The 24,433-nt window shown below is 59.0% G+C and carries 37 protein-coding genes; 4 read left to right on the top strand and 33 right to left on the bottom strand.

The features are described from left to right. Positions 1 to 14 precede the first annotated feature (14 nt). The 33 genes from ACWUI2_RS16940 to ACWUI2_RS16780 form a co-directional block, all read right to left on the bottom strand. Positions 15 to 1,016: a DNA-directed RNA polymerase subunit alpha gene (locus ACWUI2_RS16940; RefSeq protein ID WP_486984035.1), complete on the bottom strand. Its 1,002-nt coding sequence runs from the start codon at positions 1,014 to 1,016 to the stop codon at positions 15 to 17. 86 nt (positions 1,017 to 1,102) lie between these two features. Further along, entirely contained in the window at positions 1,103 to 1,711 is a 609-nt protein-coding gene (rpsD, locus tag ACWUI2_RS16935) for a 30S ribosomal protein S4 (RefSeq protein WP_486984034.1), read from the bottom strand. Between the two features lie 35 nt (positions 1,712 to 1,746). Continuing rightward, complete coding sequence (gene rpsK / locus ACWUI2_RS16930; protein WP_486984033.1) at positions 1,747 to 2,328, bottom strand: 30S ribosomal protein S11; 582 nt, start codon at positions 2,326 to 2,328, stop codon at positions 1,747 to 1,749. Positions 2,329 to 2,339: 11 nt separating this feature from the next. Then, entirely contained in the window at positions 2,340 to 2,714 is a 375-nt protein-coding gene (gene rpsM, locus ACWUI2_RS16925) for a 30S ribosomal protein S13 (protein WP_486984032.1), read from the bottom strand. A 69-nt stretch (positions 2,715 to 2,783) separates the two neighbouring features. Continuing rightward, positions 2,784 to 3,551: a type I methionyl aminopeptidase gene (gene map / locus ACWUI2_RS16920; protein WP_486984031.1), complete on the bottom strand. Its 768-nt coding sequence runs from the start codon at positions 3,549 to 3,551 to the stop codon at positions 2,784 to 2,786. Position 3,552: 1 nt separating this feature from the next. Further along, the gene (locus ACWUI2_RS16915; protein ID WP_486985074.1) at positions 3,553 to 4,230 is read right to left on the bottom strand and encodes an adenylate kinase family protein; all 678 of its coding nucleotides are present in this window, start codon (positions 4,228 to 4,230) and stop codon (positions 3,553 to 3,555) included. A 52-nt stretch (positions 4,231 to 4,282) separates the two neighbouring features. Next, a complete protein-coding gene (gene secY / locus ACWUI2_RS16910; protein ID WP_486984030.1) occupies positions 4,283 to 5,773 on the bottom strand; it encodes a preprotein translocase subunit SecY in 1,491 nt (496 codons plus the stop codon). A gap of 35 nt (positions 5,774 to 5,808) precedes the next feature. Further along, positions 5,809 to 6,255 (bottom strand): 50S ribosomal protein L15, encoded by a 447-nt coding sequence (rplO, locus tag ACWUI2_RS16905; RefSeq protein WP_486984029.1) that lies wholly within the window; start codon positions 6,253 to 6,255, stop codon positions 5,809 to 5,811. Positions 6,256 to 6,282: 27 nt separating this feature from the next. After that, positions 6,283 to 6,786, bottom strand: coding sequence for a 30S ribosomal protein S5 (rpsE, locus tag ACWUI2_RS16900; protein ID WP_486984028.1), 504 nt, complete (start codon positions 6,784 to 6,786; stop codon positions 6,283 to 6,285). Positions 6,787 to 6,800: 14 nt separating this feature from the next. Next, the gene (gene rplR / locus ACWUI2_RS16895) at positions 6,801 to 7,163 is read right to left on the bottom strand and encodes a 50S ribosomal protein L18 (RefSeq protein WP_486984027.1); all 363 of its coding nucleotides are present in this window, start codon (positions 7,161 to 7,163) and stop codon (positions 6,801 to 6,803) included. 20 nt (positions 7,164 to 7,183) lie between these two features. Beyond that, positions 7,184 to 7,720, bottom strand: coding sequence for a 50S ribosomal protein L6 (rplF, locus tag ACWUI2_RS16890; RefSeq protein WP_486984026.1), 537 nt, complete (start codon positions 7,718 to 7,720; stop codon positions 7,184 to 7,186). A gap of 13 nt (positions 7,721 to 7,733) precedes the next feature. Beyond that, positions 7,734 to 8,126: a 30S ribosomal protein S8 gene (gene rpsH, locus ACWUI2_RS16885; RefSeq protein ID WP_486984025.1), complete on the bottom strand. Its 393-nt coding sequence runs from the start codon at positions 8,124 to 8,126 to the stop codon at positions 7,734 to 7,736. A gap of 54 nt (positions 8,127 to 8,180) precedes the next feature. Beyond that, complete coding sequence (rpsN, locus tag ACWUI2_RS16880) at positions 8,181 to 8,486, bottom strand: 30S ribosomal protein S14 (protein WP_486984024.1); 306 nt, start codon at positions 8,484 to 8,486, stop codon at positions 8,181 to 8,183. A gap of 12 nt (positions 8,487 to 8,498) precedes the next feature. Continuing rightward, entirely contained in the window at positions 8,499 to 9,077 is a 579-nt protein-coding gene (gene rplE, locus ACWUI2_RS16875) for a 50S ribosomal protein L5 (RefSeq protein WP_486984023.1), read from the bottom strand. A 106-nt stretch (positions 9,078 to 9,183) separates the two neighbouring features. Then, the gene (rplX, locus tag ACWUI2_RS16870) at positions 9,184 to 9,447 is read right to left on the bottom strand and encodes a 50S ribosomal protein L24 (protein WP_486984022.1); all 264 of its coding nucleotides are present in this window, start codon (positions 9,445 to 9,447) and stop codon (positions 9,184 to 9,186) included. Position 9,448: 1 nt separating this feature from the next. Beyond that, positions 9,449 to 9,814 (bottom strand): 50S ribosomal protein L14, encoded by a 366-nt coding sequence (rplN, locus tag ACWUI2_RS16865; RefSeq protein WP_486984021.1) that lies wholly within the window; start codon positions 9,812 to 9,814, stop codon positions 9,449 to 9,451. Between the two features lie 15 nt (positions 9,815 to 9,829). Beyond that, positions 9,830 to 10,150, bottom strand: coding sequence for a 30S ribosomal protein S17 (gene rpsQ / locus ACWUI2_RS16860; RefSeq protein ID WP_486984020.1), 321 nt, complete (start codon positions 10,148 to 10,150; stop codon positions 9,830 to 9,832). 14 nt (positions 10,151 to 10,164) lie between these two features. Continuing rightward, positions 10,165 to 10,368 carry a 50S ribosomal protein L29 gene (gene rpmC, locus ACWUI2_RS16855; protein WP_486984019.1) on the bottom strand — a complete coding sequence of 68 codons (204 nt, stop codon included), beginning with the start codon at positions 10,366 to 10,368 and terminating at the stop codon, positions 10,165 to 10,167. 18 nt (positions 10,369 to 10,386) lie between these two features. Then, positions 10,387 to 10,806, bottom strand: a complete 420-nt coding sequence (gene rplP / locus ACWUI2_RS16850) for a 50S ribosomal protein L16 (protein ID WP_486984018.1) — start codon at positions 10,804 to 10,806, stop codon at positions 10,387 to 10,389. A gap of 52 nt (positions 10,807 to 10,858) precedes the next feature. Continuing rightward, positions 10,859 to 11,485 carry a 30S ribosomal protein S3 gene (gene rpsC, locus ACWUI2_RS16845; protein ID WP_486984017.1) on the bottom strand — a complete coding sequence of 209 codons (627 nt, stop codon included), beginning with the start codon at positions 11,483 to 11,485 and terminating at the stop codon, positions 10,859 to 10,861. A 12-nt stretch (positions 11,486 to 11,497) separates the two neighbouring features. Beyond that, complete coding sequence (gene rplV / locus ACWUI2_RS16840) at positions 11,498 to 11,836, bottom strand: 50S ribosomal protein L22 (RefSeq protein ID WP_486984016.1); 339 nt, start codon at positions 11,834 to 11,836, stop codon at positions 11,498 to 11,500. Positions 11,837 to 11,848: 12 nt separating this feature from the next. Then, entirely contained in the window at positions 11,849 to 12,295 is a 447-nt protein-coding gene (locus tag ACWUI2_RS16835) for a hypothetical protein (protein WP_486984015.1), read from the bottom strand. Positions 12,296 to 12,315: 20 nt separating this feature from the next. Continuing rightward, on the bottom strand, positions 12,316 to 12,585 hold the full coding sequence (rpsS, locus tag ACWUI2_RS16830) for a 30S ribosomal protein S19 (RefSeq protein ID WP_486984014.1): 270 nt from the start codon (positions 12,583 to 12,585) through the stop codon (positions 12,316 to 12,318). 7 nt (positions 12,586 to 12,592) lie between these two features. Further along, complete coding sequence (gene rplB, locus ACWUI2_RS16825; RefSeq protein ID WP_486984013.1) at positions 12,593 to 13,438, bottom strand: 50S ribosomal protein L2; 846 nt, start codon at positions 13,436 to 13,438, stop codon at positions 12,593 to 12,595. 21 nt (positions 13,439 to 13,459) lie between these two features. Beyond that, entirely contained in the window at positions 13,460 to 13,747 is a 288-nt protein-coding gene (gene rplW / locus ACWUI2_RS16820; RefSeq protein ID WP_486984012.1) for a 50S ribosomal protein L23, read from the bottom strand. Then, positions 13,744 to 14,376: a 50S ribosomal protein L4 gene (gene rplD, locus ACWUI2_RS16815; protein ID WP_486984011.1), complete on the bottom strand. Its 633-nt coding sequence runs from the start codon at positions 14,374 to 14,376 to the stop codon at positions 13,744 to 13,746. The genes rplW and rplD overlap by 4 nt, the downstream gene beginning before the upstream one ends. Before the next feature lie 14 nt (positions 14,377 to 14,390). After that, on the bottom strand, positions 14,391 to 15,026 hold the full coding sequence (gene rplC, locus ACWUI2_RS16810; RefSeq protein ID WP_486984010.1) for a 50S ribosomal protein L3: 636 nt from the start codon (positions 15,024 to 15,026) through the stop codon (positions 14,391 to 14,393). 133 nt (positions 15,027 to 15,159) lie between these two features. Then, the gene (rpsJ, locus tag ACWUI2_RS16805) at positions 15,160 to 15,468 is read right to left on the bottom strand and encodes a 30S ribosomal protein S10 (RefSeq protein ID WP_486984009.1); all 309 of its coding nucleotides are present in this window, start codon (positions 15,466 to 15,468) and stop codon (positions 15,160 to 15,162) included. A gap of 12 nt (positions 15,469 to 15,480) precedes the next feature. Next, on the bottom strand, positions 15,481 to 17,643 hold the full coding sequence (gene fusA, locus ACWUI2_RS16800; protein WP_486984008.1) for an elongation factor G: 2,163 nt from the start codon (positions 17,641 to 17,643) through the stop codon (positions 15,481 to 15,483). A gap of 8 nt (positions 17,644 to 17,651) precedes the next feature. Further along, positions 17,652 to 18,125 (bottom strand): 30S ribosomal protein S7, encoded by a 474-nt coding sequence (gene rpsG, locus ACWUI2_RS16795; RefSeq protein ID WP_486984007.1) that lies wholly within the window; start codon positions 18,123 to 18,125, stop codon positions 17,652 to 17,654. A 9-nt stretch (positions 18,126 to 18,134) separates the two neighbouring features. After that, positions 18,135 to 18,515 (bottom strand): 30S ribosomal protein S12, encoded by a 381-nt coding sequence (gene rpsL, locus ACWUI2_RS16790; RefSeq protein ID WP_486984006.1) that lies wholly within the window; start codon positions 18,513 to 18,515, stop codon positions 18,135 to 18,137. A gap of 317 nt (positions 18,516 to 18,832) precedes the next feature. Next, positions 18,833 to 20,275 carry a GTPase/DUF3482 domain-containing protein gene (locus ACWUI2_RS16785; protein ID WP_486984005.1) on the bottom strand — a complete coding sequence of 481 codons (1,443 nt, stop codon included), beginning with the start codon at positions 20,273 to 20,275 and terminating at the stop codon, positions 18,833 to 18,835. Further along, positions 20,256 to 21,797, bottom strand: a complete 1,542-nt coding sequence (locus ACWUI2_RS16780; protein WP_486984004.1) for a DUF2868 domain-containing protein — start codon at positions 21,795 to 21,797, stop codon at positions 20,256 to 20,258. The genes ACWUI2_RS16785 and ACWUI2_RS16780 overlap by 20 nt, the downstream gene beginning before the upstream one ends. Before the next feature lie 205 nt (positions 21,798 to 22,002). On the opposite strand from ACWUI2_RS16780, the gene ACWUI2_RS16775 reads away from it, so the two are divergent. Genes ACWUI2_RS16775 through lptB form a run of 4 tightly spaced genes read left to right on the top strand, consistent with a single transcriptional unit; the run spans position 22,003 to position 24,411 of the window. Further along, positions 22,003 to 22,500, top strand: coding sequence for a KdsC family phosphatase (locus tag ACWUI2_RS16775; protein WP_486984003.1), 498 nt, complete (start codon positions 22,003 to 22,005; stop codon positions 22,498 to 22,500). Between the two features lie 30 nt (positions 22,501 to 22,530). Next, positions 22,531 to 23,019, top strand: coding sequence for an LPS export ABC transporter periplasmic protein LptC (gene lptC / locus ACWUI2_RS16770; RefSeq protein WP_486984002.1), 489 nt, complete (start codon positions 22,531 to 22,533; stop codon positions 23,017 to 23,019). Then, on the top strand, positions 23,019 to 23,639 hold the full coding sequence (locus ACWUI2_RS16765; RefSeq protein ID WP_486984001.1) for an LptA/OstA family protein: 621 nt from the start codon (positions 23,019 to 23,021) through the stop codon (positions 23,637 to 23,639). The genes lptC and ACWUI2_RS16765 overlap by 1 nt, the downstream gene beginning before the upstream one ends. Next, on the top strand, positions 23,629 to 24,411 hold the full coding sequence (lptB, locus tag ACWUI2_RS16760; RefSeq protein WP_486984000.1) for an LPS export ABC transporter ATP-binding protein: 783 nt from the start codon (positions 23,629 to 23,631) through the stop codon (positions 24,409 to 24,411). The genes ACWUI2_RS16765 and lptB overlap by 11 nt, the downstream gene beginning before the upstream one ends. Positions 24,412 to 24,433: the final 22 nt, after the last annotated feature.

Genomic DNA, 24,433 nt, shown 5'->3' with positions numbered 1-24,433 from the left:
TTTCGTAAAACAGATTAAAATTCGTTCTTTCGGTCGAGAAGCCGTTCATCGATCTTCATGCCGAGGGAAAGTCCGAGTTGCTCGAGCTTGTCCTTGATTTCGTTCAAGGACTTCTTCCCGAAGTTGCGGTATTTCAACATCTCCTGCTCCGACTTCATCGCCAATTCCCCGACCGTCGTTATGTTGGCGTTATTCAAGCAGTTGGCGGCCCGGACCGACAATTCGATTTCGTTGACGCTCATGTTGAGGAGCTTCCGGAGCTTGTTCTGCTCTTCGCTCACTTCCATGCTTTCGCTTTCGAACTCGACTTGCTCTTCGCTGACCCGGTCGAACACATCCAAGTGATGCTTCAAGATCGAAGCGGATTGCTTCAGGGCCTCGTCCGGAGTAATCCGTCCGTCGGTCCAGATTTCCAAATTGAGCTTATCGTAATCGGTGATCTGACCAACCCGGGTGTTCTCCACCGCATATTTGACCAAGCGGACCGGGCTAAAGAGGGAGTCGATCGCGATCATGCCGATCGGTTGCTCTTCCTTTTTGTTGTCTTCCCCGGGGCAATACCCGCGGCCGACCCGGACCTCCAACTCGGCGTAAAACGGACGAGCCTTGTCGAGGGTGCAGATGATCTGATCCGGATTGATCACCCGAATGTTGGAATCCTCCGAAATGTCGGCGGCGGTGACCGGACCTTCGCGGTTCACATCGATGTGGAGGCGCACCGGCTCCCGCTTGTGGGAGACCAACAGGACCTTCTTCAAATTGAGAACGATGTCAGTGACGTCTTCGACGACGCCGTCGACGCTCTGGAATTCGTGACTCACCCCGTCGATCTTCACCGACGAAAAGGCGGCGCCTTCGATCGAACTGAGCAGGATCCGCCGCAGCGAGTTTCCGATCGTATGGCCGTAACCGGCTTCAAACGGTTCGGCGACAAATTTCGCGTAGGTATCGGTTGCCGAATCCTCCACCTTGATGAGCCGGTTGGGCAACTCAAATTTACCAAGTCTCTTTGCCATATCAGTGTTGTTCTTTAGAAAAGGAAAAATCCGGCAGGTGAAGTCGACCTCGTCCTGCCAGATAATAAATCCACCAACGGTTCGGTTTAGCGGCTGTAGAACTCTACGACCAACTGCTCGTTGACGCCTGGATCGATTTCGTCGCGGTTGGGAAGACGGTTCACGGTCGCCCGAAGTGCGTCTTCCTGGAGGGTGAGCCAACCTGGGACGACCCGCAGCCGGGTCTCGTCGAGGTTGCGGGTAGCCAACTGCCGGGAGGAGGTGCTGCTGCGGACCTCGATCTCGTCACCGGCTTTCACCGTGTAGCTGGCGATGTCGACCTTGTGGCCGTTTACCCGAATGTGTCCGTGGTTGACGAACTGACGGGCGGCTTGGCGGGACTTGGCGAAACCGAGCGCGTAAATCACGTTGTCGAGCCGGGTTTCCAGCAATTGCAGGAAACGGTCGCCGGTAACACCCCGCTCGCCCTTCGCACGGGCGAAGGTCCGACGGAACTGCTTTTCGGTCAACCCATAGGTGAAACGAAGCTTTTGCTTTTCGTTCAAACCGATGGCGTAATCGCTCAGTTTGCGACGAAGCCGGGGGCCATGGACGCCGGGAGGATACGGCTTCTTCTCATACGACTTGTTGGAGCCGAAAATGGGCTGGCCAAAGCGGCGGCTGATGCGGGTGGTAGGACCTGTGTAACGTGACATCTCTAGAATCGATTAAGTGTGGACAAGCCGACAGATCAAACGCGGCGGCGCTTCGGCGAACGGCACCCGTTGTGGGGAACCGGAGTGGTGTCAATAATGGCGGAGACCTCCAAGCCGATCGCCTGAAAAGCGCGAACGGCCGAATCACGGCCCAGTCCCGGACCGCTCAAATGGACTTCAACTTCCTTCAAACCGTGAGCCATGGCGGCCCGACCGGCATCCTGGGCCACCACTTGAGCGGCGTAGGCGGTCGACTTCCGCGATCCGCGGAAGTTCATCTTGCCGGAGCTCGACCAGGAAATGACATTTCCACGAGGATCGGTGATGCAGATCTTCGTGTTGTTGAACGTAGCCAGAACCTTGGCGATCCCGACGGAGACGTTCTTGCTGCCCTTCGCCTTGCGGATCTTGACCGCGCCGATCTCCTCCTTAAGAAGATCCTGGGCGGTGATTTCCTTCTTGGGCGCCGGCTCTTCGGCAGACTGCTCCGCGGCGGGAGCTGTGCCCTTGTCAGCTTTCGCTTCCTTCTTGGAAGCGGCTTTCTCTTCGGCCGGTTGAGCTGCGGCGGCCTTCTTTTCTTCGGCCTGCTTCTCGTTCTCTGGTGTCTCGTTAGCCATGGATCGGTAAATTATTTCTTAGCAAATACACCCACCGTCCGACGGGTTCCCTTGCGGGTCCGGGCGTTGGTGCTGGTCCGCTGGCCGCGCACCGGAAGTCCCCGGCGGTGGCGCAGACCACGATAGCAATTGATCGCCTGAAGCCGTTTCAAATTGGCGGCGATTTCACGACGAAGATCCCCTTCCACCGCGTATTTGCGGTCGGTGATCGCGGCCGTCAACTTGTTCAGGTGCTCTTCCGTCAATTCGCGGGCGCGAAGGTCCGGATCGATGCCGGCGGCTTCGACGACAATCTTGGCACGGGCCGGTCCCACTCCGTAAATATAACGGAGTGCGTATTCGATCTTCTTGTTGTTAGGGATGTCTACCCCGAGTAAGCGTGGCATAAGTTGTGAAAAAAGGATAATACGAGCTGGAAAAAGTAATCTTGGCAAAGAAAAAAGCAACGAATCAAATTATTTTTTCAGGCGAGTCAGAATTTCCGGTTCCCCGGTGGTGATTAATACGGTGTGTTCGAAATGAGCGGACGGCAACCGATCGGACGTCACTACCGTCCAACCGTCGGCCAGAACCTCGACGTGAGGCTCCCCAAGGTTGACCATCGGCTCAATCGCCAGGGTCATTCCCGGCCGCAAACGCGACCCGGTTCCTTTCCGACCGAAATTCGGAATTTGCGGTTCCTCGTGCATCGAAACTCCGACCCCATGGCCGACGAACTCCCGGACCACCGAGAAATTCCGTGCTTCGACATACCGCTGAACCGCATTCGAGATGTCCCCCACCCGGTTTCCATCGACCGCTTGCTTGATTCCTTCAAAAAGGGCTTCCTCCGTGACCCGCAACAAGGCGGCCACCTCGGGAGAGACCGGTCCGACCGGAACGGTAGCCGCATTGTCCCCGATGAAACCCTGGTAGGAGACCACGATATCGAGGGCGATCACGTCGCCTGGCTGAAGCACCCGCTTCAGGGTACCGATCCCATGGACAACCTCCTCGTTGACCGACAAACAGCTGTAACTGGGAAAAGTTTGACGTCCTACCCGGTAATTGTGACAGGCGCTCACCGCCCCCAATTCCGCGATCAATCGTTTCGCTTCTTGATCGAGGTCGTAGGTATTTACGCCCGGTGCCACATAGCCCTTGATCCGGTCCAACACAGTGGCGGCCACCCGGCACGCCTCCCGCATCTTTTCGATTTCTTCCTGGGTCTTGATCGGAATCATATCAGTTCAATTCAGTCAGATAAGCGAAAACCTGCGCGACCACTTCGCCCATCGGACGAGCAGCGTCGAGAGAGACCAACAAGCCTTGTGCGCGATAATAGTCGACCAGCGGACGGGTGTTTCGTTCGAAAAGATCGAGACGCCGTCCCACCGTTTCGGCGGTGTCGTCGGCCCGCTGGATCAGTTCGGCGCCACAGACGTCGCAATGATTCTCTACCCTGGGTCGATTCGTATTTAAGTTATAGACCGTTCCGTCCACCGGACAAATCCGGCGGTCTACGATTCGCCGGGTGACCTCCTCGCGGGATAGGTCCAGGAAAAGGCACCCAGTCAAAACTTCCCGTCGGGCCTCCATCCACTCCGACAAAACGGTCGCCTGAAGGAGGTTGCGAGGAAAACCATCGAGCAAAAATCCGCCCGAGCCTTTCCGCCCAAAATACCATTTTCTCATCAGATCGATCGTCAGACCGTCGGGAATGAATTCCCCCCGTTTAAGCGATGTCGCATAGGAAACCCCAAGAGGCGTCTTCCGGTCTACTTCGGCCCGAAAAAAGTCTCCGGAGGAAACATGCTCAAGATTCAAAGAACGAAGACGGGCCGCCAAGGTACCTTTACCGGCACCGGGCGGACCCATACAAATTAAATGGTGCCTCCCCTTTGCCGGTTCACCCGATTCCATGGAAGCGGTCGCGGCAGGGAGTTGTGCGGACAAGTTCAAACCCAATCAGCTCCTACTGGCGGAGCAGCCAAGCGATCATTCCGACCGCGAAAAGGATGCCGAGAACCGTCCAGAGGACGGCGACGTTTTTCAATTCCGCCGCGTCGACCGAAGATGGCATCCGAGTCGGACTCCGCCCCCGAATCCGTCCCTTGCGCAAGAATCCGTCATAGTGCCGTTGCAAGAGGAAGGTTTCGATCTGCTGCATCGTCATCAGGACGACACCAACCGTAATCAGCATTCCGGTTCCACCGAAGAAAATAGCAATACGCCCGGGAACTCCGTATTGAAAGAGGAGAACGTCCGGCATGACCGCGATTACCGTCAGGAAAATCGCACCGGCCAGCGTCAACCGGGTCATGATAAAATCAAGATACTTCGCCGTCGGTGCCCCAGGCCGAACTCCCGGCACATAACCGCCATACTTCTTCAAATCATCCGCGATCTGGATCGGTTTGAACATAACCGATACCCAGAAGTAACTGAAGGCGAAGATCAAGGTGGCCATCACCGCATAATAGGTGACCGACCCGCGGTTCAACGCGGTGGAAAGCTCGATCAGGAAATTCCACTCAAGCACGGCCCCGAGTTGCGACAGGATCTGCTGCGGAAACAGAAGAATGGCACTGGCGAAAATGACCGGCATGACCCCGGCGTAGTTGACCTTGAGCGGCAGGTAGGAGGTCTGCCCCCCATACACTTTCCGTCCGACCACCCGCTTGGCATACTGGACCGGAATCTTCCGTTGGGCCTGGACCACCGCTACGATCGCGGCAATCACCACAATCAACAATCCAACCATCAGGATCGCCTGCGGCACCCCCAAACGATCAACTCCGACGGGTGCCACAAATAGACGATAGGTGGCGGCCACCGCTCCCGGCAAGTCAGCCAGAATACTTACGGTGATCAAGAGAGAAATACCGTTGCCAATCCCCCGCTGAGTGATCTGCTCCCCGAGCCACATCAGCAACACGGTTCCGGCTGTCAACAGAATCGTTCCATAGATCAGAAACCATCCCGGCGAGGCCAGAATGATATCGCCGTACAGATTCAGATCGTACCCCGGAAATAAGCGACCGGGATTCTGCAGCGCCATGATCAACAGGACCGATTGAACCAGACAAATCGCCACGGTGGCGTAGCGGGTGTATTGGGTGATTCGCTGACGTCCGACATCCCCTTCCCGCTGGATTCGAGACAGAGCCGGAACCACGGCGGAAAGGAGCTGGAAAATAATCGCCGCACTGATGTACGGCATGATGCCCAACGCCATCACCGCCCCCATCAGAAGCGCCCCCCCGGTGAACATGTTGTAAAGCCCCAGGATGTCAGCGGCTCCTCCCGTGGTCTGGTCGGCGAAAAACGCCTGGAGAGGAGTCGGATCCAAACCTGGCAAAGGAATATTCGCCCCCACCCGGGCCACGAACAGCAGCGCCAAAGTGAAGAGGATCCGTTGCCTCAGCTCGGGGATTTTTAAACAGTTGGTAAAAGCGGACAGCATCTGATTAGGTCAGGATAGAAGTCGAATCGACACGATCAGGAAGCGGTGATCGCTTCGCCTCCGGCCGCTTCGATTTTGCTCTTGGCGGAAGCAGAAAACTTGTCGGCGGTGACTTTCAGCTTCTTGCCGATTTCGCCGTTGCCGAGGACCTTTACCAGACCGGCGTTCGAACGAACCAAGCCGTTCTTCACCAGCACCTCGCGAGTCACTTCGGTAACGTCTTCGAGCTTATCCAGGTCCGAAAGATTGACCACAGCGTAGTCGGTCCGGAAATTCTTGTTGTTGAACCCCCGGTGCGGAAGCTTTCGGTAGAGAGGCATCTGCCCTCCTTCGAAACCGGGGCGAATACTCCCCCCGGAACGGGCGGTTTGCCCCTTGCCACCACGACCGCAGGTCTTCCCCCGGCCGGAACCTTCCCCACATCCAACGCGCTTACGGCGGTGGACGGCACCGGGGACATTCTGCAATTCATGTAATTTCATTGAACGAATCCTTACGAAAAGTCTACCTCACTCCGCGGAACGAAGCTGCTTGATTTGTTCGGCCGAACGGAGCTTGCGCAAGCCGTCCAAAGTCGCATTGACCACCGCAACGTGGTTGTTGGAGCCAAGGGACTTTGAGAGGACGTTTTTCACCCCCGCAGCCACCAGCACCGCCCGCACCCCGCCGCCGGCGATAATCCCGGTTCCAGGACTGGCCGGGCGCAAAAGAACCCGCCCGCCATCGTGTTCGCCGACCACCTCATGAGGAATGGTGTCACCATTCATCTCGATCGTAACCAGGTTTTTCCGGGCCCGCTCGGTCCCCTTCCGGATAGCCTCCGGAACCTCATTGGCCTTGCCGTAGCCGACGCCAATGCGTCCCTTCTGGTCACCGGTCACCACCAGCGACGAGAAGCTGAAGCGGCGTCCGCCTTTGACCACCTTGGCGCAGCGGTTGATGTGAACCACCTTGTCGGTGAACTCCTGTTCCTCCGGTTCGACCGGGGCGCGTTTCTGGGAAAATTGTCTCATTCGGTAATCAGAGTTTAGAATTCGAGGCCATTCTCACGGGCCGTGTCAGCGAAGACCTTCACCCGACCGTGATACAAGCGACCGGAGCGGTCGAAAACGACCCGCGAGATCCCAGCCGCCTTCGCTTTTTCGGCGAAGGCCTTGGCAATCTTGCCGACGCCATCGAGGTTGTTCTTGACCTCCTCGCCTCGGAGTCCCTTGTCGAGGGTGGAGAGGAAAACCAAGGTCTTGCCGGCCGCGTCGTCGATGCACTGAGCGTAGACGTGTTTGCCGCTGAAGTGGACGGCGAGCCGGGGACGTTCGGCACTGCCGATAATTTTCTTGCGAATGCGCCACCGGCGCCGTTGCAAAAGGGCGGATTTCAATTGCTGTTTCATGTCCGATGATTCTCCCGCTGTTACGAAACGGTTTTGCCTTCCTTCCGGCGAACCTTCTCGCCGACGATCTGAACCCCCTTGCCCTTGTAGGGCTCAGGCGGATAGAAGCGGCGGATGTCGGCGGCGACCGCGCCGACGGCTTGTTTGTCGATTCCTTCGACCTTGAGTTTGGTGTTTTCGGTGACGGTCACGGTGATGCCGGCCGGAACCTTGTAATTAATTGGATGCGAATACCCGAGCGCCAAGTCGAGGACGTTCCCCTTGAGCGCGGCCCGGAAACCGACGCCGTTGATCTCGAGATTCTTCGAATAACCCTCGGTGACGCCCTGGACCATATTCGCGACGATCGCACGGGTGGTGCCATACATCGCTTTCGCCTGGCGCGAGGTGTTCGCGGGAGAAACCTGGATCCCGTTTTCGCCGGTCTCGATCTTGACGTTATGGGTGAAGGTCTTGGACAGCTTCCCCTTCGGGCCTTCCACGTTGATCGTGACGCCGGAGATGTTGACCTTTACCTTTTCGGGAATTGCAATCGGAAGTTTACCTACTCTGCTCATATGTTTTCTTTCTTTACCAGACCGAGCAAATGAGCTCACCACCGATTTTGTTCCGGCGGGCTTCTCTGTCGTTCATCACCCCTTTGGAGGTGGTGAGAATGCCGATTCCGAGCCCACCGAGGACCCGCGGAATCTCCGCTGATTTATAGTAGAGGCGACGGCCGGGCTTGCTGACGTTCTTGATCCCGGTGATGGCCGGAGTGCCATCCACGTATTTCAAGGAAACCACCAATTGCTTGTGGCCCCGCTCATCCTGACGGTCTTCGAAACCGCGAATGAAGCCTTCGTCCTGAAGGATCTTGGCAATGCCCGCCTTGAGTTTAGAATGCTGGGCGGCGCATTCGCCCTTCCCCGCACTGCTCGCATTGCGAATGCGAGTGAGAAAATCACTGATCGGATCGTTCATAATTTCAAATATTGGCTTCTCAGTTGGATGATATCCGTAAACTCCAACAGGTTTTTACCAGGACGACTTCGTCACGCCCGGAATCTTTCCGGCCAAGGCGAGTTCGCGAAAGGTGATACGGGAAAGGCCGAAGCGTCCGATATGGGCGCGGGGACGACCGGTCAGATTGCAACGGTTGCGGATCCGGACTTTCGAAGAGTTGCGGGGAAGCTTCGCCAATTTGCGTTGGGCCGCGAAAAACTCCTCGTCGGTGGCGTCCGGATTGGCCAAAACAGCCTTCAGTTCGGCCCGCTTTTCGGCGTATTTCTCGGTTAGCTTGATGCGCTTGAGGTTGCGTTGAATGGATGACGCTTTTGCCATAGGTAATAAAATTTAGGCTTGGACGGCCGGGACGGCGACGGCCCCTTCCTGTTGCTTGCGGAACGGCATCCCCATCTGCTTGAGGAGTTCGACGGCTTCCGCGTCGGTTTCGGCGGTGGTTACGATGGTGATGTCCATCCCGGTTGTCCGCTTGACGGACTCGATGGAGATTTCCGGGAAAATAGTGTGGTCAGTGATCCCGAGGGTATAGTTGCCGTTTCCGTCGCAGCGGCTCGGCACCCCACGGAAGTCGCGGATCGAAGGGAGAGCGACCGAAATCAAGCGGTAAAGAAAATCATACATCGCGGTTCCGCGAAGCGTGACTTTTACCCCGACCGGCATTCCTTCGCGCAATTTGAAATTCGCGATGCTCTTCTTCGCCTTGGTGATCACGGGGCGCTGACCGGCGATCAGGCCGATGTCGCGTTGGGTGTCCTGGATGGCGGTTTTATCGAGAGTCGCGGCTAAGCCGCTGTTGATGACGACCTTCTCGATCGCCGGCACCTGGTGCGGGTTCTTGTAGCCGCCGCTCTTTTTCAAAGCCGGGACAACGTGCTCGATGTAATGTTGCTTAAATACTGGTGTCTGCATGGTTGGATTCCGGATTACCGACCCGGCATCGTTGGAAATTGAGACAAAGGACCATCAAGATGCGGGAAATCGCCCTTGGCAAGCCGGAATGCCTCTTTCTTTCAAATTAACTCTTCTTTCGTTTCTCCTGACGAGCCTCGTATTGCTCGATCGGCATAAGATTGGAGACATGGATAGAACCTTCGCGCTCCACAATCGATCCCTGGGGGTTGTCCTGAGTCTTCTTCTGGTGCTTTTTCACCATGTTTACCCCTTCAACAATCGCCCGGCTCTTCCGCGGAAGGACCTGCAAAAGCTTCCCTTGTTTACCGGCGTGGCTGCCGCTGAGGACCACCACTGTGCCGCCTGCTTTCAATCGTGTCTTGGCCATCTTACAAAACCTCGGGTGCGAGGGAAATGATCTTCATGAACTGCTTCTGGCGCAGTTCGCGGGCGACCGGTCCGAAGATACGGGTCCCCTTTGGATTGTTGTTGGCGTCGATGATGACGATCGCGTTGCTGTCGAAACGGAGATAACTTCCGTCCGAACGGCGGATCGGAGCCTTGGTGCGCACGACGACCGCGCGGACCACGTCCCCTTTCTTCACGCTGGCGTCGGTGACGCTGTCCTTGATGTTGACGACGATCACGTCGCCGACGCTGGCCGTATCCTTTAACTGGCCGAGGCGGCGGATCATTGTCGCTCTACGGGCGCCGGTGTTGTCGGCCACCACAAGTCTGCTTAAAAGTTGGATCATCGGGATGGACTCCTCTTATTTGGTTTCCTCGCTCTCGATCGCCTCGGCGGTGGCAGCGGCCACTTCTTCCACGACCTGCGCCGACTCGATCACCCGCAAAATGCGCCAGCGCTTCAGCTTGCTGATCGGACGCGTTTCCATGATCTCGACCTTGTCACCGACCTTGGTCTCGTCCTTTTCGTCATGAGCGTGCACGACGGTCTTCCGGTTGATGACCTTGATGTAGCGGGGATGCGGGATCTTGTACGCAATCGTCACCTTGACGGATTTGCTTCCGGAACGACTGGTGACGGTTCCGATAAGGCTTTTGCGTTTATTTCGCGTTTCGTTGTTCATTGCTTGAGATGGAATCAGGAAGCCTTCTGGGCCGCCTTCTTCTGGGTGAGAATGGTTTCGTAGCGCGCGATTTCCTTACGTTTGAGCCCGACCTCGTGGGTCTTCTCAAGTTGCCCTGATTTCTTGCGCAGGCGGATGTCGAGGTTATCTGCGCGGGCGTCGCGAAGTTTTTTCTCCAGTTCCTCGATGGAAAGTTCTCTGATGTCGTTGGCCTTCATGATAGTTCAGCGATGGCGTTAGATGCTCTCTTCGCGGCTGATAAAACGGCAGCGGAATGGAAGTTTGGTGTCGGCCAGCCGCATCGATTCGCGGGCGACGGTAGCCGAGACCCCGGCGATCTCGAACAGCACGGTGCCGGGACGGATCACCGCCACCCAGAATTCGGTGCTGCCCTTACCTTTACCCATACGGGTTTCGGCAGGCTTCTTGGAGATCGGTTTGTGCGGGAACACCCGGATCCAAACTTTTCCCTTACGTTTCATGTTACGGGTGATCGCAACACGGGCGGCTTCGATCTGCGAAGCGGTCATCCACGCCCGCCCGAGGGACTGGATACCGAATTCACCGAAAGCGAGGGTATCCCCTCCCTTGGCGTTTCCGGCGCGACTCCCGCGATGGCTTTTGCGAAACTTGGTTCTTGATGGAAGTAATGGCATGGCTGAATTACGTTTTCAGTTTTGTCGTGTCTAAGTCTTGCCTTCCCGGCGATTACTCCTGGTCCTTCTTACAAATCCAGCATTTCACACCGATGATCCCATACACGGTGCGGGCTTCGGCGAATCCGTAGTCGATATTCTCCCGCAAGGTGTGCAAAGGCACCCGGCCGGCACGCTGCTTCTCCTGACGAGCGATATCAGCACCACCGAGACGTCCCGAAACCTGGAGACGGATCCCTTCCGCGCCGAGGCTCATAGTCATCTGAATCGACTTCTTCATCGCCCGGCGAAAAGCAATCCGGCGCTCCAACTGCAACGCGACGTTCTCCGCCACCAGCTGGGCGTCGAGTTCCGGTTTCTTGATCTCCTGGATGTCCAAGAGGATTTCACGACCGGTCTTCTTGGCCAGGTTTTCCTTGATCTTGTCAAGTTCCTGCCCCTTGCGGCCGATCACGATCCCTGGACGAGCGGTGAAAATCTTCACCCGGACCCGGTTCGAAGCCCGCTCGATGAAAATGCGTGGCACGGCGGCGAAACGAAGCTTTTCCAGCAGGTCGCGGCGGATCTGGTGGTCCTCCAGCACCAAGGTGCTGTAGTCGTTCTTGTTCGCATACCAGCGGGATTCCCAGTTGCGGCGGACAGCGAGGCGGAAACCGATCGGATTTACTTTCTGACCCATAAAAAATGATTCCTAGCTATTGTTTTCAGTAAGGATGATCCGGATGTGGCTGGTCCGCTTGCGAATCGGCTTGGCCGAGCCACGGGCGCCGGCGCGGAAACGCTTCAGGACCGGTCCGGCCTCCACCAGCGCACGGGAAATCACCAGGCTGTCGGAGGAGAGATTGTTGTTGTTCTCGGCGTTTGCGATCGCGGACTGAAGCGTCTTGGCGATCAACCGGGCGGACTTGCGCGGAACGACTTTAAGAAGATTGAGGGCCGCGGTGGCGTTTTGTCCCTGGATCTCGAGAGCGACTTCGCGCACCTTTCTCGGGGACATCCTCACGTATTTGGTTACAGCTTGAACTTCCATTGGATTTTGACCTTAAAATTTGACCGTTTTGATTCTGACTAAGTGCCCGGGCTGAACGACACGATCCGCTTCGAGCTGAAGAATGAGAGCGGCGGCGCAGTTGCTGCGCACCTCCACCAGCATCACTTCGCCGATTTCGACCCCGCCATCGGTGACCCGACAGACCATCCCGGTCCGAAAACCGGAATCGAATCCACCTTCCACGAGAACGAGATCGGCGTGCCGTGCCTCGTAGATCCCGTAAACCACCCCTTCGTTCGCCGCATAAAACGGCTCGAAAACGAAGGACGGCAGAGAGGCTGCTTGACCGCCGGTCGCGGCATGCGAGGCGGTCCCGGACCAGGCCGCTCCGAGAACGACCAGACCGAGCACCGGAAAAAGAAGGCGCAGGCGGGCGAAGCCCTTCCCGAAACGGGAAGATTCTTCGAATCCGGCTTGACTGCGCACGCTCTTTTCCATCGGTCGGTCAGTGAGGGAGATTACTTCTTGGTATGGCTTCCGTGACCCTTGAACGTCCGGCTGGGAGCGAACTCGCCGAGCTTGTGGCCGACCATGTTTTCCGTCACGTAGACCGGAATAAACGATCTGCCGTTATGGACATTGAACGTGTGCCCGATGAAATCGGGGGTGACCGTTGACCGGCGCGACCATGTTTGGATCGGCTTCTTGACGTTGTCGCGGTTTGCTCTGTCCACCTTATCCTGAAGGGAGACATCCACGAAAAAACCTTTTTTGATTGAACGTGCCATACCTGTATTAGCTTCTCATTTTCTTTCCGTTGCGGCGCACCAAGATCATCGAGTTCGACGGCTTGGAACGACGACGGGTCGGATAACCCTTCGCGAGCTGCCCCCACGGGGAGACCGGCTGGCCACCACCCGAGGTGCGACCTTCACCACCACCCATCGGGTGGTCGACCGGGTTCATCGCCACACCGCGGACGCGGGGACGCTTGCCCTTCCAGCGATTACGACCGGCCTTACCGAGCGAAACCTTCTGGTGGTCACCGTTGCCGACTTCGCCAATGGTGGCGCGGCACTTTGAATTCACGATCCGGATTTCTCCGCTCGGCATTTTGAGAGTCGCACGGTCGCCCTCCACGTTGACCAACTGGGCACCGGTACCGGCCGAACGACCGATCTTGGCCCCACGTCCCGGAACGAGCTCGATGGCGTGGACCCGGGTGGCGGGAGGCATCACGGCCAACGGCATCGCGTTGCCGTCGGTGAATTCGGCGCGCTCGGCACTGACCACGGTATCACCGGCCTTGATTCCCCGCGGAGCGAGAATGTATCGCTTCTCGCCATCCGCATACGCGAGCAAGGCAAGATGGGCCGACCGATTCGGATCATATTCGATCGCTTGAACGGTTGCCGGCACGTCGAGTTTTTCACGACGGAAATCGATCACCCGGTATTGCTTCTTGTGGCCCCCGCCGCGACGACGGGAAGTGATCCGACCGTAGGCATTGCGCCCGCCGGTCCGTTTCTTGGCCTTCACCAGCCCCCGAACCGGAGCGTTCTCGGTCGAAATCTTGTCGCTTTTGTTGGCGACGTAATACCGCTGGGTCGGCGTCAAAGGTCTATGTTGCTTCAATGGCATGAGGATCTTCCCTTTCCGTCGTTAGACGATTTCGATCTGATCACCCTCCTTCAGGGTGACGATGGCCTTCTTGATCGCACTCTTCTTCCCGGTCCGACCGGTGCGGAGGCTGCGCTTCTTCTTGGCTTTCACGTTGATGATGTTGACCCGCGTCACGGAGACATTGAACGCTTTCTCTACCGCGTCGCGGACGGAGAAACGGTTGCTGTCAGGATAAACCTCAAAGGTGTATTGATTGAGGTTGGACGAGAGCTGGTTCGACTTCTCCGTCAGGCGGAGATTCTTGATGACTTGATCGGGCGTTTTCATTTGCTGCCTCCATTGAAGCGCTCAACCAGGCGATCGAGGGCTTTCCGTGTGATGAGAATCTTGCTGTAGGCGGCCAACCCGAGAGCGTTGACAGCGGCGGCCTCGAGAACGTCGACACCGTCGAGATTCCGAGAAGCGAGCTTCGCATGGTCACTCAAACCATCCTCGACCACCAGCACCCGGCCGGTCGGAGCAATGCCGCGAACCAAGGTGTGAACGAGGCGGGTCTTCGGCTCCGAGACCTCGAAACTTTCGAGGATTTCGATATCACCGCTTTGGGCCCGATCGAACAAGAGCCGACGCAACGCGAGGGATTTCACCTTCTTGTTGATCTTCTTGGAATAATCGCGCGGCTTCGGGCCGAAGGCCACACCGCCCCCGCTCCAGATCGGCGACGTGACGCTGCCGGCGCGGGCGTTGCCCGTTCCCTTCTGGCGCCACGGCTTCTTGCCGGATCCGGCCACTTCGGACCGGGTTTTGGTGGAGGCGTTCCCCTGCCGGAGATTCGCACGATGGGCGACGATGACTTCTTTGACCGCTTGCCGGCCTTTGCTACCGGTGAAGGTCTCGATCTGGTCGAACTTGGCTTCCTGAGTCGAACCGTCTTTGGAATGAACTTTCAAAATCATGACGTGAAACTCCTTTATTTCCTCGCCTTCTTGGCGCTACGGATAATCACGTAGTCCCCCGTTGCACCCGGGACGCTTCCCCGCACCAGCAGGAGATTCTTGTCCTCGAGGACCTGGACCACGGAGAGATTCTGCACGGTGCGGCGGCGTTGCCCCATGTGACCCGGCATCTTCTGATTCTTGAAGACGTGTCCCGGCCATTGGTTGGCACCGATCGATCCAACCCGGCGATGGTGCATCGAGCCGTGGCTCATCGGACCACCCGCGGTGCGGAAACGCTTCACTACACCCTGGAAGCCTTTGCCCTTGGTGACACCGATCACATCGACGGCATCTCCGGCGCTGAATACCGAGACGGTGAGAATGTCGCCGGCTTTTTGTTCGGGGGCGGAATCGGCCCGGACTTCCCGCAACTGGGAGACCGGATCAACTCCGGCTTTGCTCAAATGGCCATTCGCGGCCTTCGAGAGACGGGACTCCTTTTGAGGAGAGAAACCGAGCTGAATGGCGTTATAGCCATCCGTTTCCTCGGTCTTGACCTGCACGACGGGACACGGGCCGGCTTCGACCACGGTCACAGGGACCAGACAGTTGTCACTGTCATAGACCTGCGTCATGCCTAATTTTCTGCCTAATAATGTGTTGCTCATGGTTCTAAGCGGTAGGTGGAGGATAATCCTCCGTTTACCATTCGACCTACTTTAGAAAAACGGTCGGGCTGAAGGGTCATCCTGCCTGGTTTGGCCAGACGACGCTTCAGCCGCGTCGAAATCTGTGTATGTCTTATACGTTAATTGTGATATCCACCCCAGCCGGCAAATTCAGTTTCTTCAATTCGTCGACGGTCTGGGCGGTCGGCTCGATGATGTCGATCAACCGCTTATGCGTGCGGATCTCGAAGGCATCCATTGACTTCTTATCGACGTGCGGGGAGCGGTTGACCGTGTATTTCTCCACCCGGATCGGGAGAGGAACCGGACCGGAAACGCGCGCACCCGAACGTTTGGCTGTCTCGACGATGTCAACGGCCGACTGATCGATGACCCGATAGTCGAAGCCCTTGAGTTTAATGCGAATTCTTTGACCCTTCATGGTAGATACAAATTAGGTGCGGGCCGGTGCCCGGGATGAAGTCTCCACGATGGTGGAAAGAACGCTGGCAGGAACCTGCTCGAAGTGAGACGGCTCCATCGAATAACTGGCGCGCCCCTTACTGAGGGACCGGACGTCGGTGGAATATCCAAACATCGCTTCCAACGGCACCTGCGCGGAAATCACGCAGCTGCTGGCCTTTGTCGCCATATTTTGAATACGTCCCCGGCGGCGGTTCAGGTCGCCCATGATGTCGCCCTGATACTCCTCCGGAGTGGAAACTTCGACCTTCATGATCGGTTCCAGGAGGATTGGGCCGGCCTTCTTCATGACATCGCGGAAGGCGAAGATACCGGCCATTTTAAAGGCCATTTCCGAGGAGTCGACTTCGTGGAAGGAACCGTCGACGATCTTGACCTTGAAATCGATCACCGGGTAACCGGCGATGGTTCCGTTGTTGGCCGCTTCCATGATCCCTTCGATGGTCGGCTTGATGTATTCCTTCGGAATCGCACCTCCAACGATCTCGCTGACGACTTCGATGCCTTTGCCGGCTTCGTTGGGCTCGATCTTGATGACGGCGTGGCCGTATTGGCCCTTACCACCCGACTGACGGACGAACTTCCCTTCGCCGTCGGCATTCTTGGTGATGGTTTCGCGGTAAGCGATCTGCGGCTTACCGGCGTCGGCCTCTACCTTGAATTCGCGGAAAAGACGGTCGCGGATGATGTCGAGGTGCAACTCGCCCATGCCAGCGATCAGGGTCTGACCGGTTTCCTGGTTGGTGGTGACCCGGAAAGTTGGGTCTTCTTCCGCCAAGCGGCCGAGTCCAACGGACATCTTTTCCTGGTCGGCCTTGGTCTTCGGCTCGATCGACATCGAGATAACCGGCTCCGGGAAGGTCGGAGGCTCGAGGCGGACGTCGAGATCGGAGTGCGCGAGGGTGTCACCGGTGACGATGTCCTTCATCCCGATCACAGCGCAAATGTCGCCGGAATAGACGACATCTACGTCGTCGCGGGCGTTCGCCTTCATCATCATCAAACGGCTGACCCGTTCCACCCGGCGGGTGCGCGGATTGACCAACGTGTCGCCCTTGGCGATCCTCCCGGCATAAACCCGGATGAACACCAACTTACCGACATACGGATCGCTCCAAAGTTTGAATGCCAAAGCGGCGGGCTTGTCGCTGTCGTCCGGCTTGACCGACGTTTCATTGTCATCGCTGTCGACTCCCTTAATCGCAGGGAGGTCGAGCGGGGACGGAAGGTAATTTACTACCGCGTCGAGGAGGCGTTGCACCCCTTTGTTTTTGAAGGCGGACCCCGGGATCACTCCAACGAACTCCAGCGAAATGGTCGCCTTACGGATCGCGGTCTTGAGTTCGTTCTCGGTCAATTCTTCTCCGCCGAGGTATTTCTCGGCAATCGCGTCATCAAAATCCGAAACGGCCTCAACCAGCGCGTCGCGGTATTCAACAGCTTGGTCCTTCAGTTCAGCCGGGATCTCAACGACATCGTACTTTACACCGAGCGGGTCGGTTTCGTCGTAGACGTAGGCCTGCATCGTCACGAGATCGATCAAGCCCTTGAAATTTTCTTCGGCGCCGATCGGAAGGAACAACGGATGAGCGTTGGCTCCGAGCTTGTTCCGCATATCGTCCACCGCGCCGAGGAAGTCGGCTCCGGTGCGGTCCATCTTATTGACGAACGCGACGCGGGGAACGCGGTATTTGTCGGCCTGACGCCAGACGGTTTCCGATTGCGGTTGGACGCCGGCGACGGCGCAAAAAACCGCCACCGCACCGTCGAGCACCCGAAGGGAACGTTCCACTTCGGCGGTGAAGTCGACGTGTCCCGGGGTGTCGATGATGTTCACCCGGTGTTCAATGTCGGCGTAAGGGCCCGTGCCGTTGGTCCAGGTGCAGGAAATGGCGGCCGACGTGATCGTGATACCGCGCTCGCGCTCCTGCTCCATCCAGTCGGTCACGGCGGCGCCATCATGCACTTCGCCGATCTTGTGCACCACTCCGGTATAATAAAGAATACGCTCGGTGGTGGTGGTCTTGCCCGCGTCGATGTGAGCCGCAATCCCGATGTTTCGGGTGAACTCCATCGGGTATTTCCGATTCGGGGAGTTCGCGGACGAAAGAGATTTTTTGTCTACTACTGACATAAAGAAAATTACCAGCGAAGGTGAGCAAAGGCACGGTTGGCCTGCGCCATGCGGTGCGTGTCGTCTTTTTTCTTCACGACCGACCCGGTGTTGTTGTAAGCATCGATGATTTCCTGCGCCAAAGCTTCCCGCATCGCCTGGCCTTTACGCTGGCCGGCGGCCCCAACGAGCCACCGGAACGCCAGACTTTGCTGACGCTCGAACGAGATTTCGACCGGAACCTGATAGGTCGCTCCCCCAACGCGGCGGCTCTTCACCTCCAAGCGGGGACGGACGTTGTCCAATGCGCCGGTGAGAAGATCCACCGGATCGCCCTTGCCGATCTTTTCGCTGACCCGCTCGAAAGCGCCGTAAACGATTTTCTGCGCGACCGTTTTCTTCCCGTTGGCCATGATGATGTTGACCAGATGGGAAACCAGGACGCTGTTGTAACGTGGATCGGGTGTGGGCACCCGCTTGGTGGCTCTTCTACGACGTGACATAGGACGAGATTATTTTTTGGCTTTCGGACGCTTCACCCCGTACTTGGAGCGGCTGCGACGGCGTTTTTCCACGCCTTGAGCGTCCAACGCGCCCCGGACGATGTGGTAACGAACACCCGGCAAATCCTTCACACGACCGCCGCGGACCAGCACGATGCTGTGCTCCTGGAGGTTGTGCCCTTCGTCCGGGATGTAGGAGATCACTTCGCTGCCATTGGTCAAACGGACCTTCGCGACCTTCCGGATAGCGGAGTTCGGCTTCTTCGGCGTGCGGGTCATGACCTGCACGCAGACGCCGCGGCGGAATGGGTTCTTATCCAAGGCCGGAGACTTGGACTTGGCCTTCACCTCCTTGCGGCCTTTCCTGACTAACTGATTGATCGTGGGCATGAAAAAATCTGCGTTCGTTTAACTGGTGAAAAGGAAAGGAGCCTAGGCCGAAATCGACCTCCCGCAAGTCCTTTTTTAACTTTTTTCAAGTCAAAATCCGGACCGTCGGACGATTTCGGCTTCCTCGGCGGTTTTAGCCGTCGTGCTTTCCTGAGGAACGGAAGGATCTCGGTGCTGTAGACGGCCGGATTGCCTTCCGTTTCAACGTAAAGGATGAATAAAGAATTCGCTTTGACGAAAAAGCGAGCGGTTTTTTCACAAAGTTCCGTTTTTTTTACCGACAGCTGATTTTCCCGCAGGAGCCCGGAGTATCTCCCTTACCCCGCGGCGAGCAATTTCTCAATTTCCTCGGCCAAACGGTTCCGCAAGGCGTCCGTCCGGTCCGGGTGCCTGCCGGAGCGGATCTCGGCGATGGTTTTTGAAATGGACCGGCGGGAGGCGTCGGGAAGCGCCATCACCGGGCCGCTCCGTTCCTCCGGGCCGCCCGAACCGGGGGCGGGGATTTCCAGCGTGTCCCGTTTGCCGTGCGCCCGGTCCCGGACCGCGAAATAATGGACGGCGGCCCGGTCGAGCAGGATCCAACCGAAATTCGGATTCCGATGGGGACCGATCACCAAGGTCTGGCCTCCTTGAAGGTCGCGCACGACGTCGCCCGCTTTCTCATAGCGGGAAAGCCCGTAATAGAGGGCCGCCCCGCCCCCCGCCAAGGCTCCGGCCACCACCCCCGCCCCGAACAGGGTCCCGCCGGTCATGACGTCCAACATTCCTCCGGTTCCCCCTCCGGTGAAGAACCCGGCCCCGACCAGCTTCGGCAACGAGAGCCCGAAGGTTTCCCATGTTCGCCGCGAAAACAGGTCCTCCTCCAGGATCGGCCGGGAAATCGGCTCTTCCCGCCGGATCAATCCCCGATGCAAATAGATCGCTTCCACTTCCCTCCGTCCTTTTTCCTCCAGTTCCCGAAGACGGTCGTGGAAACTCTCCTCAATCCGCCGCCGGTGTTTTCCCACCCCTTCGCCGCGCGGCACGACCACCCGTTCCTTATATAATAAAGCGTCGACCAGGGTCGCCGCGATCACCCGGGCCGACTGACGCCGACGCCGCTCCCAATCCTCGTTCATCGCCCGGATCGCCCGGTCGAACGCCGGGCGCCACTCTTCGTCGATTTCCCGCAATCCTTCGAACAACCCGATCCGCTCCCGGAACCCCGCCCGGTGGGCGTTGAAGGTCCGGACGATGCTGAAAAACTGGCCGAGCGCCGCCCGCCATTCCGCCGTGTGGTCCCGCTCGCCGGTCTGGTTGATCAGGGCGATCCGGGGCTGGCCGGTCCAACGGAGGATTTCCATTTCCGCCTCGTAATTGCGCCGGTAAGGATGGGAGCCGTCGACGACATACAGGATGGCCCCGCCCTCCAGGATCGGACGGAGAAGTTTGCACTCCTGCTCGAACTCCCCGCCGGTCCGGCTGAAATGCTCGACGAAGGAGACGACCAACTCCCGGCGCCCGGCGGCCGACTCTTCCCGCTCCTGCAGGAAACGGAGAGCCCGGGGGGCATCCTCGAATCCCGGAGTGTCGACCAATTGAAACAGCGGTTCCCCATCGACCCGCAACGGAAACCGGTGCACCTCCCGGGTCGTGCCCGGCTCCGCCGAAACCAACACCGAATCGTCTTCGGCCAAGGTCGAAAGAATGCTCGATTTCCCCCGGTTGACCCGGCCGACGATCACCAGGGTCGGCAGTTTCTCAGGCGTTTTCCCGCTCATCGCCCTCCTCCTTTCGCTCCAGCATCAACAAAAACGGATCCCCGGCGGACCGAACCGCGTCGCTCCACGTTTCCCAATCCCGCTCCTCCACCGGCAACAACGCTTCCCCGGCGAACTCCGCCAAAACCACCACGACCGGCCCGCTTTCCCCCAACACTTCGCGCAACCGTTCGAGAAACCGCCGGGCGTCGGTCTTCGGCGGTTCGAACGGCTCGAAGAAGACCGCCGCGCCCCGGATTTCGCCCCGTTCCTTCGCCTGCCGGATCCGTTCCAACACCGCCTCGTCCGCCGTATTCACGCCCCCGGCACTCAACCGCGCCCGCACCGTCGCCGCCAGCTTCACGCCCAACAACCGCTCGACCGCCGCCTCCGGAGGTTCTTCGTCATAGGCCCAAAAGACCGCCGCCAACTCCAGCTCCTTCGGTGCGGGCGGCCCCGAGCGGTCGGCCCCTGACCGTTCCTTTTTCCGCACCGGCTCCGGCGTCCGGTCGGCATCGACCGTCACCAGCGGGGTCCGAAGCCGTTCCTTCAGCGCCTGCACTTCCACACTCTCGGCCAATGCCCGGCGCATCTCCCGGCGGAGCAGCCAGAGCCCCGCCCCCAACGCGAGCAAGCGGGGCAACAATCCGTAAGCCACCGTCGCCGCCGTCAGAAACGGCCACCATCCTCCGGCCCGCAAGGCCGCGTCGGGGCCGGCCCGCACGAACGCCCCTTCCAGGCGCGCGAACCGGGTGTTTTCCACCAACTCCAGCGTCGGCCGGGCCTCCGGCAGGAAGCCGGCCCACGGAGCGGACAACGCCGTCGTGATCCGATGCACCCGTTCCGGTTCCACTTGGATTGTCGTCCCCCACGAAAACGTCAGATCGGAGAATACCACCAGAAACAGGAGGGTCGCGACGACCGCGAGATTGAAGGCGACGCCGAATATCTGCATCAACGCCACCACCAGCACCGGTTGCACCCGGGCGAACAGCGACTGCCTGGCCCGGAGATCGCCGATTTCCGCCCGCACTCGGGAAGCCCGTCCGCCCGATCCGTCCAACCTCGCCAACCACACCGCGATCCGCATCAACAATCCTCCGACCACTCCGCGGGCCAAGCCCCAACCGCCCCGAAGATGCCGTCGGAAAAGAAATCCCGCGACCAACAACGGCAACAACAGCAGTTGGCCCCCGACGATCACTCCGAGGAAAAACAGGACGTTGATCGGTTCCGTGCCGTCGTAGCGCAGCAACCCGGCCGCCGTCCCCGCCCCGGCCAGCAGTCCCGCCAACGCCAACAACACCGCCGTCCAGCGCATCCCTGCCGCGACCCATTCCCCGACCCGGGACCGCTCCCCCTCCGGGATCCCCGCCGCCCATCCGGCCAACAGCGCTTCGTCCCCCGCCGCCCCGCCTTCCCCGGCCCCGAGGGTCCGACCGATCTTCCGGTCACGTTCCAAAACCCGGCGCAACGACTCCGCTCCGCTTCCCGTCCGGGAATGGAGCTGACGGTCGAACTCAATCCAATCCGCCAATTTCATCGTCGTCCGAAAATCGTCTGCCTTCCTCCAGATAGCACCATGGTTCCAAACCGCAAAATAACCGACCGCCGCCCCGGAGCGAAGATAAATATGCGACTTCTGCCGCCGCTCGTTCTTCCGCTTGACGCACGCGGCCTCCGGCTCATCGTAGAAGCCGCCGACGGGAGGGGCCGTTCGGCCTTATCTTCAACCAGTTTTTTCCCGCATGTCTTCGTTCGATCCGGCCCGCTGGGCCCAAATCAAATTGTTCGCAATGGATGTCGACGGTGTTCTCACCGACGGCACCGTTTCCGTTTTCAGCAACGGCGTGGAAAGCAAATCGTTTTCCATCCTCGACGGCCTTGGCTTGCGGCTGATCATGAAGGAGGGGATCGAGGTCGCCTGGATCTCCGGACGGCGCTCCGAAGCTACCTCGGTCCGGGCCGGGGAACTCGAGATTCCCCACTTGTATCAAGGGTCCGGCGAGAAACGCGAAATCCTGAGCGAACTGGCCGCCAAGATCGGCCTCACCGCCGAACAGGTCTGCTACATGGGAGACGACGTAGTCGACCTGAACGCCCTCGCGTGGGCCGGCATCGCGGTGAGCGTCCCCAACGGCCTCCCCGACGTCGTCGCCCAAGCCGACTACGTCACCCGCCACTCGGGCGGCGCCGGAGCGGTCCGCGAGATTTGCGAACACCTGCTTCGTTCCCGCCGCTCTTGATTTCGCCTCGGGTCCGGTTATACGTCCTCCATGTCCTCGCCTTCTCCGATTTCCGAATCCCCCGCCGTCCGGTCGACCGGACGTCTCCGGCGGCGGCTGACCGCGACGGTTTTGTTGACGGCCCTCGTCCTTCCGCTCACGGCCCAGATCCTGCCGGACGCGCCGGTGGTGAACTTCCGCCTGCCGATGTTCGGCGACGACGGACATCCGGTCTGGGATCTCCGGGGACAGGAGGGACGCTATGTCAGCGAGGAACGAGTCGACCTTTCCGGCGTCCGCCTGTTGATTTTCGACACCGACCAACCGAACCGGGTCGAAACCGAGATCATCAGTCCGACCGCCACCTTGGAGGTCCTTCGGAATCTGATGCGCGGCAACGACACCATCACCGTCAACGGCGACAACTTCGTCATCACCGGCCAACGCTGGCTTTGGGACGCCGAGGACCGGCGCGTCGAGATTGACGAGGATGTGAAAATAACCTTCTTTGAAGAACTGAGCAACGTGCTCGCTCTCTGATGACTCTCCTGAACAGATTCTCCTTCTTCGCGGCGGCCGTCGCCTCATTCGCCTTGCCATTCAACCTCTCGGCCGAGGCCCCGTCCGCCCCAACCTCCACCGAATCTGCCCCGCCCGCCGAGACCGCTCCTGCCGAGCCACCTCCGGCAACGGTGTTCGAAAGCGAACACGCCGAGGTCCAGACGCTCGACGACGAAACCCGCTTTCTTCTGACCGGCAACGTCCGGGTCACCGGCAACAATCTTTGGGTCTACTGCGACCGTCTCGAAGTCTACACGGCCCGCCTCGGAAGTCCCGAGGCCGAGGCGATGGAAGCGGGCGGCATCCTGCGGATCTTCGCCATCGGCAACGTCCGGATCGAGCAGGAGGGACGCGAAGCCCGCTCCGGCCGGGCGGAGGTGTTTCCCCAGGATGGTTTGATCGTTCTCACCGAATCGCCAATCATCCGCGACGACCAGGGAACGGTCACCGGCGAACGGATCACCTTCATCCAGGGCGAAACCCGCGCCGTGGTCGAAGGGGGCGACCGGGGTCCCGCCCGGATCACCCTGCCGGCCATGCCCGATTTGGGAGCCCAAACCCAACCCCGCAGCAGGGAGGAAAGACGGCGTGGGAACTGAGCCGGACCATCCCCAGCCGAACGCCGCCCCCGCCGTCGAGGCGCCTCCTCCCTCCCGGATCGTCACCCGCGACCTCGTCAAAGTTTACAGCAAACGCCCGGTGGTCAACGGCGTTCAAGTCGAGGTCGCCGGCGGTGAAGTGGTCGGTCTCCTCGGTCCCAACGGAGCCGGCAAAACCACCACGTTTTACATGATTGTCGGCCTCGTCCCAGCCACCCGGGGCAGCGTTCTCCTCGACGGGCACGAAATCACCCGGATGCCAATGTACAAAAGGGCTCGCCTCGGAATCGGCTACCTGCCGCAAGAGGCAAGCGTTTTTCGGAAACTGACCGTCGAGGAGAACATCCGGGCGATCGCCGAGACCCTTCCGCTCAATCGCAAGGAGCGCGACGAACTGGTCCACCGCCACCTCGAAGATCTCCATCTCACCCATCTCGCCCGCCAAAAAGCCTACACCTTGAGCGGCGGCGAACGGCGTCGGCTGGAGATTTCCCGCGCCTTGGTGACCAACCCGAAATTCCTCCTGATGGACGAACCGTTCAGCGGCGTCGACCCGATCTCCGTGGCCGATGTCCAGCAGATCGTCCTCGACCTGAAGAAGAAGGGGATCGGCATCCTGATCACCGACCACAACGTCCGCGAAACCCTCCGCATCGTCGACCGGGCCTACCTGATCTTCGAAGGCCGGGTATTGAGCCAGGGCTCCAGCGATTTCCTGATCAACGATCCCCAGAGCCGGAAATTCTACCTGGGCGAAAATTTCAATATGTAACTTTCCCGTCCGCCAACTGCCA

Source organism: Verruconatronum alginivorum, from assembly GCF_056590205.1.
The sequence above is the reverse complement of the archived record's forward strand: the minus strand, read 5'-3'. Positions and strand labels throughout refer to the sequence as shown.